This is a genomic window from Polynucleobacter sp. Latsch14-2, from assembly GCF_018881925.1.
Taxonomy (GTDB): Bacteria; Pseudomonadota; Gammaproteobacteria; order Burkholderiales; family Burkholderiaceae; genus Polynucleobacter.
Window position 1 is genome coordinate 1 of the sequence record NZ_JACVPL010000027.1, and the last position, 9082, is coordinate 9082.

Here is a 9082-nt window from a genome sequence, read left to right on the forward strand (position 1 = left end):
AAACCACCCCTACCGGAGAGGTAATGCTCAATGACTACTAGCTTGAACTCTTTGCTGTATTTGGACATGAGACTGACCCTGTTGAGTTGGATTGGGTGTCCAACTTTTGTGGGTCAGTTCACTGGGGGGTCCTTTATTTATTCTTTAATTTAAATCAACTTGGAGATGCGCCTCTTTTACTAGCTTGGCCCATTGATTGCGGTCTTTGGTGATGAACTTACTAAATGCAGCTGCCGTTCCGCCACCATCTTCCGCGCCAACTTCATCCATCTTTGCTTGAACCTCTGGTTTGCGCAAAATAGTATTCACATCCGTATTAATTTTTTGCACAATTTTTGGATCTAGTCTGGCTGGACCCATCAGACCATACCAGGCCGTTGCTTCAAATCCGACAAAGCCGAGTTGATCCATCGTCGGCAGGTTCGGGTAGGCGGCAGAACGTTTCGTGCGTGTTTGCGCCATGGGAATAATTTTTCCAGCTTGGATGTGAGGGGTAGCTGCTGCCATGGTTTCAAAGGCATAGGTAATGTGACCTGCCATTAAATCTACTAAGACTGGGCCACTCCCCTTATAAGGGATGTGCAAGGCCTCTGTACCGGCCATGTGCATAAACAGTTCATAAGCTAAGTGTTGAGTGCTGCCATTACCTGCGGAGCCAAAGCTGACCTTTCCAGGGTTTTGTTTTAAATAAGCCACCAAATCTTTTACATTTTTAGCTGGCGCATCTACATTGGCAATCAAAATGTTTGGGGTGATGCCGAGTAAAACAATTGGCGTGAAATCGGTTGTCGCGTTATAAGACATTTTTTGCCCAAGGGCAGGGATGATGGACAGGGCATTCACGTGTGCTAGGCCGAGGGTATAGCCATCAGCCGGTGATTTAGCGACAAGATCGGCTGCGATAGTTCCAGCGGCACCACCACGATTATCAATAATGACTTGCTGCCCCCACATTTGTGAAAGGTGAATTGCAATCACACGCGCAACCGCATCAGATCCACCGCCAGGAGGAAAGCCGACAATCAACTTGATTGGTTTATCTGGCCATGATTTTGCTTGTGCATGTGCAGGGCTGGTGATTAAAAGTGCGGTAAAAAATACGCTAGCACTAATCAGTAGATAGGAGAATTTTTTACATAGAGAAAGCGGATAAATCATGGTCAGCCTTGATGAGAAGCAAGTGAAAGTAAGAATTGGAAACTTTAACCCAGAAAGATCTCTTGTAGATTGTTCAGGTAGCGTAAACCCTGATCCGTACCTTTCAGTAATGCTGGGTTGTCATCTAGCAAACCTTTTTTGCTTGCTTGTGCAAGACGCTGGGCAATCACATTCAAAGGGAGTCCGGTACGCTCGCTAAAGGTTTTGGTCTGCACGCCATCAGTTAGTCTCAAGGTGTTGAGCATGAATTCAAAGGGTAGATCTTTCGCAGGCACTTCACGAGATTCAATCAAAGCCATGCCTTTGGTCTCCATCGCCTGTATATAGCTCTCTGGATGGCGCTCACGTACTTGACGTGTAATTTTGTCCGGAAAAGAAATCTTGCCATGAGCACCTGCACCTATGCCGATGTAATCACCAAAGCGCCAGTAGTTCAGGTTGTGTTTACATTCTTGATCTTTTTTGGCGTAGGCGGAAACCTCATAACGCTTATAGCCAGCTTTATTCAGGAGTTCGAGGTTCTGGTCAAAGATGGCATCAATCTCATCTTCGCTAGGCAAGCTTGGTGGAAAACTCGCAAAGTAAGTATTGGGTTCAAGCGTGAGGTTGTAGAGAGAGAGGTGGGGGGTCTTAAACGAGAGGGCAGCTTCAATATCCGCTTTAGCTGCTGCTAAGGTTTGCTTGGGCAAGCCATACATTAAATCGATATTGACGGACTTGAAGTGTTCTAGTGCAATGGCAATTGCGCGTTTTGCTTCATCACCGTTATGAATCCGCCCCAATGCTTTCAGCTGCTGGTCTTGGAAGCTCTGAATGCCTAAGGAGACGCGATTAATTCCGGATTTTGCAAAGGCTGAAAACTTATCTGCCTCGACCGAGCCAGGATTGGCCTCCATCGTGATCTCAGCACCAGGCTCTAGATGAATGCGTGCACGGACTGCGCAGAGTAAATCATCCATGCCTTTGGGGGACAGTAGACTAGGGGTGCCACCACCAATAAATATACTATGAACTTGGCGCCCCCAGGTGCGTGGTAGTTCTGTTTCTAGATCAGCAATCAGTGCATTAATATAGCGCGCCTCATCAAATCCTTGGGGATGTTGATTCTCTTTTACATCTTTCACTTGATGCGAGTTGAAATCGCAATAGGGACACTTCTTTTCACACCACGGAAAATGAATGTACAGCGCTAAAGGAGGAAGCGCAAAGAGTTGTACTTTGTTTGGGTTGGAATTAAGCACGACTTTTCAATTGCACAATGAGTTCACGCAAAGCTTGTCCGCGATGACTAATGAGATTCTTTTGCGCAGGATCTAATTGCGCAGCTGTTTTTCCTAACTCCGGTAAAAAGAAGTAAGGGTCATAGCCAAAACCATTATCACCTTTTGCGTGATCGACGATCTGACCATGCCAGCGTGTTTGTACAATTAGCGGTTCGGGATCGTGCGCACTTTGCACCATGACTAAAGCGCAAACATAATGCGCACCGCGATCGTCGTAATTGGTAAGCGCAGTGATCAGCTTGCGATTGTTGGCAGCGTCATCACCATTCTCACCAGCGTAGCGAGCTGAATACACACCGGGTTCGCCATTGAGTGCATGAGCGCAAATACCAGAGTCATCGGCTAATGCAGGCATGCCACTGGCAGCGCTCGCATGACGAGCCTTGGCTAAGGCATTTTCAACAAAGGTGTGATGAGGCTCTTCTGCTGAAGGGATGCCCAACTCACCCTGAGGAATGATGTCAAAGTCGAGTGGTGCCAGTAGGGCTCGAAACTCTCGAACCTTACCGGCATTATTGGAGGCGAGAACCAGTTTTTGCATAATCTAAGTTGCTAAATGATTCGCTGATTTACTTCAACGCTTCTAACTGCAATTTTGTTAGATCATGAATGCCTTGTTCCGCAAGATCCAATAGGGCGGAAAGTTCAGTGCGTGAGAAAGTGGCACCTTCTGCTGTACCTTGCACTTCAATCATGCCGCCTTTCCCGGTCATAACAACATTCATATCGGTATCGCAAGAAGAGTCTTCGGGGTAATCTAAATCGAGTACTGGTACGCCTTGATAAATGCCTACTGAGATGGCGGCGACGCTATCGATGATGGGATCATTGCTTAGGACGCCACTTTTAAGTAACTGGTTAACGGCATCTCTCGCGGCAACATATGCGCCGGTAATAGAAGCTGTGCGTGTTCCACCATCTGCCTGTAGAACGTCACAGTCCAAATGAATCGTACGCTCACCTAGCGTTTTCAAGTTAAAGACGCTGCGCATGGCGCGTCCAATGAGGCGTTGGATTTCCTGGGTACGGCCAGACTGTTTCCCGCGAGCTGCTTCGCGATCACTTCGGGTATGAGTAGAGCGGGGGAGCATGCCGTATTCAGCAGTAACCCAGCCTTCACCAGAGCCTTTTTTATGGGGTGGGACGCGTTCTAGGATGCTGGCTGCACATAGTACCTTGGTATCACCAAAGGCAATTAGGACTGAGCCTTCCGCATGCTTAGTAAAGGCACGGGTAATGGTGACAGGGCGTAATTGTTTTGGGTTACGACCGCTTGGGCGGCTGACATTCGAGGTGCTCATGGGATTTGGTCCTAAGTTTGGGCTGGATCTATAAAGAATCTACAATGTTCACATGATATCGAGCATGACTGGTTATGGCAGCGCTTCTCGCCAAGTCTCCCTAGGGGCTGGCGTAGTTGCTGATCTGCAGGTGGAATGTCGGGCAGTTAACAGCCGCTTTCTGGATTTAGGCTTCCGTCTTCCGGATGAATGCCGTGGGGCAGAGCCTGCTCTGCGTGAACTGGCTACTCAAGCCCTGTCTCGTGGAAAAGTCGAGTTTCGAGCTGCTTGGCGGGTTAATGCCGGTGCAGCTGGTGCCGCTAAGAGCAATCCCCACGCTTTAGGGGCTCTGAATCAAGACCGCTTAGACGCTTTGTATACCTTGCAAGAAAAGGCTCAGGAAGCCTTTCCAACAGCCCAAGCCTTGGGCATTTCTGACATTTTGCGTTGGCCTGGCATTGTCTCTGAGCCGCGTGGCGAGGAAGAGGGTTGGATTGCTGCTACGGTAGAGGCCGGCCGGGCTGCTTTAGCGGCTCTCACAGAAAGTCGTCAGGCTGAAGGCAAAGCCCTGGTTGGCGTACTGACTAGTATTAGCGCTAGGATGCGCGATATTGTCAAAGTCATTGAGCCCAAGGTTCCTGAATATGTCGCCCAGTACCAAGAAAAGCTCACAGAGCGTTTGTCTGAGGCCTTAGCTGCTCAAGAGCAGGGAAAAGGCGCGAGCGGTGCTGGTACAGAATTAATGGAGCGCATTCGTCAAGAAGTAGTGCTCTATGCCGTACGTATTGATGTTGCCGAAGAGTTTGCCCGTCTCAAGACACATCTCCAAGCGGTTGATACCGCGCTCGCTGGCAAAGGCCCTGTGGGTAAGAGGTTGGATTTTTTGATGCAAGAACTCAACCGTGAAGCTAATACGCTAAGCTCTAAGTCAGTATCAGAGGAATGTACCCAAGCTGCCTTGGAGCTTAAGCTCATGATTGAGCAGATGCGCGAACAAGTCCAAAATTTAGAGTAAATCTACAGCCTATCTATATGACTAGTCAAAATACTACAAGTGCTTATCAAGGCAGTATGTTGATGATTGTGGCGCCTTCTGGTGCAGGTAAATCTTCCCTGGTTGATGCTCTGTTAAAGAGTGACTCCAGTCTGAAATTATCCCTTTCGACTACCACCCGAGTACCAAGACCTGGTGAGGTGGATGGTGTCAACTACCGCTTTGTCAGTAAGCAAGACTTCATTGCTGAGCGTGATCAAGGGCAATTTTTAGAGTGGGCAGAAGTGCACGGTCATTTTTATGGCACCTCACGCACCTGGATTGAATCCCAGATGCTTTCTGGAAATGATGTGTTGTTAGAAATTGACTGGCAGGGCGCACAACAAATACGTCAACTGATTCCTTCGGCGCAGTGGATCTTTATCTTCCCGCCCTCAATTGAGGCCCTAGAGGAGCGTTTACGCAAAAGAGGGCAGGATGACGAGGCGACGATTGAGAGGCGGGTGGCAGCAGCCCATATAGAGCTACAGCACGCTCACGAGGCTAATTACATTGTGATCAACGACCTTTTTGATCAAGCTCTGCTCGAATTGCAAAATATTATTGCCGCCAGCCGACTGCGTTCAGGCCCCGTCATGGCTCGAAACCCCGCCCTTTTAAAGCGTCTTGGGGTCTAATCAGTTATCCTATAGGTATTGAAGCTAAATTTAAGTGAGTTCAGCATGGCCCGTATTACTGTAGAAGATTGTTTAAAAACCATCCCTAATCGTTTTGAACTAGTGTTGGCTGCGACTTATCGTGCTCGCCAATTGGTCCAAGGTCATTCACCACGTGTTGAGGCTAGAGATAAAGCCACAGTAGTTGCCCTGCGCGAAGTTGCGGCTGGTGTAACTGACCGTGACATGTTGACCAAGGTACCCCTCTAATTTAGGAGTTCCGGTGTGGAGCTCCCTTTAAACTTAGAGACCTCATCGGAAGCATCTAGCGTCGGCTTGTCTGACGCAAGTAAAAATAATCAGATCGATAGTGGCAAGCAGTCGATCATCGCCACGCTGTTGGCGCAATCTAGTCGACATTTATTTGGGCCTACTTCTGCGCCCGCCTTACCTCTTAAGCACCAAGTTGTTTCGATTGAACGTTTAATTTCTAAACTGACTTATCTCAAGCCAGAAGAAATCATCCAAATCAAAAAAGCGTTTCAGTTTTCAGATGCGGCACACTTAGGGCAGTATCGCCATAGCGGCGAACCTTATATTACCCATCCCGTAGCAGTTGCTGAGCTCTGTGCCACTTGGCGTCTTGACGCGCCATCCATCATGGCAGCTTTATTGCATGATGTGATCGAAGATACCGGCTGCACTAAAGCCGACTTAGTCGAAAAATTTGGCAGCAAAGTGGCAGAGCTTGTTGAAGGCTTAACTAAGTTAGATAAGCTCGAGTTCCAAAGTCATGCAGAGGCGCAGGCAGAGAGCTTTCGCAAAATGTTTATGGCCATGGCGCGCGATGTACGGGTCATTTTGGTGAAGTTGGCTGATCGTACACACAATATGCGTACTTTGGATGCGGTCCCAATGGAAAAACGTCGTCGGGTGGCTGCTGAGACTATTGAAATCTATGCGCCAGTAGCCCACCGCCTAGGCCTCAATATCATCTATCGCGATCTACAGGATTTGAGCTTCCGTTATTCCATGCCGATGCGCTTTCGGGTGATTGAGGGCGCAGTGAAGAGGGCGCGCGGTAATCGCAAGGAGATGGTAGAAAAGATTTTGCAGGCAGCGCGCATGGCCTTTGCGAAAGCAAACTTAGAGGTAGACCTTCAGGGCCGTGAAAAAACGCTTTTTAGTATCTATAACAAAATGCGCTCTAAGCATTTGACCTTCTCTCAAGTGTTGGATGTCTACGCCTTTCGTGTCACTGTCCATTCGATCGATGAATGCTATCGAGCACTTGGTATTCTGCATGCCATCTACAAGCCGATGCCTGGAAAGTTTAAGGATTACATAGCAATTCCTAAACTGAATGGTTATCAGTCTTTGCATACCACTCTATTGGGGCCCTCTGGTGTGCCGGTGGAGTTTCAGATTCGTACTAGCGATATGCATGCAGTGGCAGAAGCAGGGGTTGCGGCTCATTGGGCTTATAAAGATGGCTCACCAGATATGAGTGAGGTACAAAACCGCGCGCATCAATGGCTGCAGTCTTTAATGGATATTCAAGACAGTAGTGGCGATTCTCAGGAATTTTTAGAGCACGTGAAGATTGATTTATTTCCTGATGCTGTTTATGTTTTCACCCCAAAAGGTCAAATTCGAGCATTGCCCCGAGGTGCGACTGCGCTAGATTTTGCATATTCGATTCATAGTGATTTGGGTAATACCTGCGTCGCCGTCAAGATCAATGGATTGCAGTTGCCTTTGCGCAGCGAATTAAAAAATGGCGACATTATTGAAGTGATCAACTCAGCGAGCTCGCAACCTAATCCGGGTTGGCTAGCTTTTGTGCGCACTGGTAAAGCCCGTGCCTCCATTCGCCACTCTCTCAAAACGAAGCATTACGCAGAATCCCTGCAACTAGGCGAGCGCCTATTAGCGAATGCATTACGCCAGCAAGGTGCTGACGCTGGCTTGCTGACCCCCGAACTTTGGGAGAAGCTAATGCATTGGACGGGTGACAAAACTCGTGAAGAAGCGTGTGTCAACATTGCCTTAGGTCGACGCTCGCCCCAAGAGTTAGCTATTCGCTTGAAAATTCTGATTGACGATGAAGGCGGCGGCGAGCAAATGCGCCTTGGTGTGGCAGATTGGGTTTCGCCCCATCAGGAGTTGATTGCACATCATCACCAGCGTCAGGCCATTTTGGTGGATGGTCGCGAGGGTAATTCCATGAGTTTCCAAAGCTGCTGCCATCCCATTCCAGGAGATAACATCATCGGTTATCTAGGTAAGGGCGAGGGACTTCAAATTCATGCAAATGATTGTCCGGTTGCCTTACGCATGTTGTCAAAAGATAGCGATAAATGGGTTGAGGTAGAGTGGGGTAAAGAGATTAACCGTGAGTTTGAGGTTGACTTAGCTATTGATACTCGTCAGGGTAAGGGCGTTTTGGCGCGTGTTGCTAGCAGTGTGACTGCTGCAGATTCCAACATCATGAACGTATCGATGGAAGATCGCTATAAAGAGGATTCAGTCACTATTCGCTTTACGATTCAGGTCTCAGACCGCTTCCATCTATCAAAAGTCATGCGCAGTTTACGCACGAATCCCGATGTAATGCGCGTGACTCGAATGAGATCCACCTAATACCTGTACTGCACATCGAGTATTTCTATTTCGGTAGGGCCGGTTGGCGTCTGAATTTTGACGCAATCTCCCAAACGAGCCTTAATGAGGGCTTTGGCTATTGGGGAGACCCAGCTGACATGCCCTTTATCTAAATCGACTTCATCAACTCCCACAATAGTGATGGTAGTTTGTTTACTGCTATCGGGGCCCTCCAAATTCTCGTAAGTGACCGTTGCTCCAAAGAAAACCTGTTCACCATCGGCTTCGCCTGTTTTTCGGGCAGCGTTATCGACCACTACGGCAAATTCGAGGCGTTTATTCAGGAAGCGAATCCGACGATCTATCTCCCGTAGGCGCTTTTTTCCGTAGATATAGTCCCCATTTTCTGACCTGTCACCGTTGGAGGCGGCCCAGTGGACAACCTGCACAACCTCAGGCCGATCATGGTTCAGGAGCTGCAGGAGCTCACTTTTAATGCGCTCGTGACCTGCCGGTGTAATGTAGTTCTTCTCATCCATGGCATAATTATGGCTGTTGCGGCTGTAGCTCAGCTGGATAGAGTACTTGGCTACGAACCAAGGGGTCGTGGGTTCAATTCCTGCCAGCCGCACCATACTACATAAGGGTCTCCCGTCAGGGAGGCCCTTTCTATTTGCATAATAAAATGAATTTTGCATAATAGAATCTACTTTTTAGGTCTCTATTGCCTAATTTACCGCCTGCAGAGCCATATAGAATATGAGCCCTCTATTAATCTTGCTTTAATTGGCTTGCATAATAGAATTAATCTGCATTTTAAATTTCCCACAATTATTTTCTTCAATCTCCCAAGAATTAAGTCCCATGCTTTGGTGATTATTTTTGTTATTTTTAATTGCATCACGACTACATATGGCCGCTTTTGTATCTAGAGCAGTCTTTCAAAGTAGGTGATTTTTAGGGTTCTGACGGGCAGAGAACGGCCAGTAGGAGACTATGAAGATTTTTTAAAGCCAAGACTTTGAAATAGGAGGGTTGAGTCCTGTAAGAATTCGTAAGAAAGAAATGTGTACATAATTGAGTCATGCTTAAGCTATTACCGCACAT

At 47.8% G+C, this 9082-nt stretch carries 9 protein-coding genes and 1 tRNA gene; 5 read left to right on the forward strand and 5 right to left on the reverse strand.

Features of this window, described 5'->3' with window-relative positions:
- Positions 1-144: 144 nt before the first annotated feature.
- From ICN46_RS11570 to rph, 4 genes are read right to left on the reverse strand one after another with little or no spacing between them, the layout of a single operon-like run.
- On the reverse strand, positions 145-1158 hold the full coding sequence (locus ICN46_RS11570) for a Bug family tripartite tricarboxylate transporter substrate binding protein (RefSeq protein WP_216208974.1): 1014 nt from the start codon (positions 1156-1158) through the stop codon (positions 145-147).
- Positions 1159-1202: 44 nt separating this feature from the next.
- Positions 1203-2399, reverse strand: coding sequence for a radical SAM family heme chaperone HemW (gene hemW, locus ICN46_RS11575; protein ID WP_216208977.1), 1197 nt, complete (start codon positions 2397-2399; stop codon positions 1203-1205).
- Positions 2392-2982 carry an RdgB/HAM1 family non-canonical purine NTP pyrophosphatase gene (gene rdgB / locus ICN46_RS11580; protein WP_216208981.1) on the reverse strand — a complete coding sequence of 197 codons (591 nt, stop codon included), beginning with the start codon at positions 2980-2982 and terminating at the stop codon, positions 2392-2394. The genes hemW and rdgB overlap by 8 nt, the downstream gene beginning before the upstream one ends.
- A 28-nt stretch (positions 2983-3010) precedes the next feature.
- Positions 3011-3742, reverse strand: a complete 732-nt coding sequence (gene rph / locus ICN46_RS11585; protein ID WP_216208984.1) for a ribonuclease PH — start codon at positions 3740-3742, stop codon at positions 3011-3013.
- A gap of 52 nt (positions 3743-3794) precedes the next feature.
- On the opposite strand from rph, the gene ICN46_RS11590 reads away from it, so the two are divergent.
- From ICN46_RS11590 to ICN46_RS11605, 4 genes are read left to right on the forward strand one after another with little or no spacing between them, the layout of a single operon-like run.
- Entirely contained in the window at positions 3795-4736 is a 942-nt protein-coding gene (locus tag ICN46_RS11590) for a YicC/YloC family endoribonuclease (protein WP_216208987.1), read from the forward strand.
- Positions 4737-4753: 17 nt separating this feature from the next.
- On the forward strand, positions 4754-5392 hold the full coding sequence (gmk, locus tag ICN46_RS11595) for a guanylate kinase (RefSeq protein WP_216208990.1): 639 nt from the start codon (positions 4754-4756) through the stop codon (positions 5390-5392).
- Between the two features lie 45 nt (positions 5393-5437).
- Positions 5438-5641, forward strand: coding sequence for a DNA-directed RNA polymerase subunit omega (gene rpoZ, locus ICN46_RS11600; protein ID WP_088527738.1), 204 nt, complete (start codon positions 5438-5440; stop codon positions 5639-5641).
- 15 nt (positions 5642-5656) lie between these two features.
- A complete protein-coding gene (locus ICN46_RS11605; protein WP_370625548.1) occupies positions 5657-8014 on the forward strand; it encodes a RelA/SpoT family protein in 2358 nt (785 codons plus the stop codon).
- On the opposite strand, the gene greB is transcribed toward ICN46_RS11605, so the two are convergent.
- Entirely contained in the window at positions 8011-8514 is a 504-nt protein-coding gene (gene greB, locus ICN46_RS11610; protein ID WP_216208995.1) for a transcription elongation factor GreB, read from the reverse strand. The genes ICN46_RS11605 and greB overlap by 4 nt on opposite strands.
- 18 nt (positions 8515-8532) lie before the next feature.
- On the opposite strand from greB, the gene ICN46_RS11615 reads away from it, so the two are divergent.
- Positions 8533-8609, forward strand: a tRNA-Arg gene (locus ICN46_RS11615).
- Positions 8610-9082: the final 473 nt, after the last annotated feature.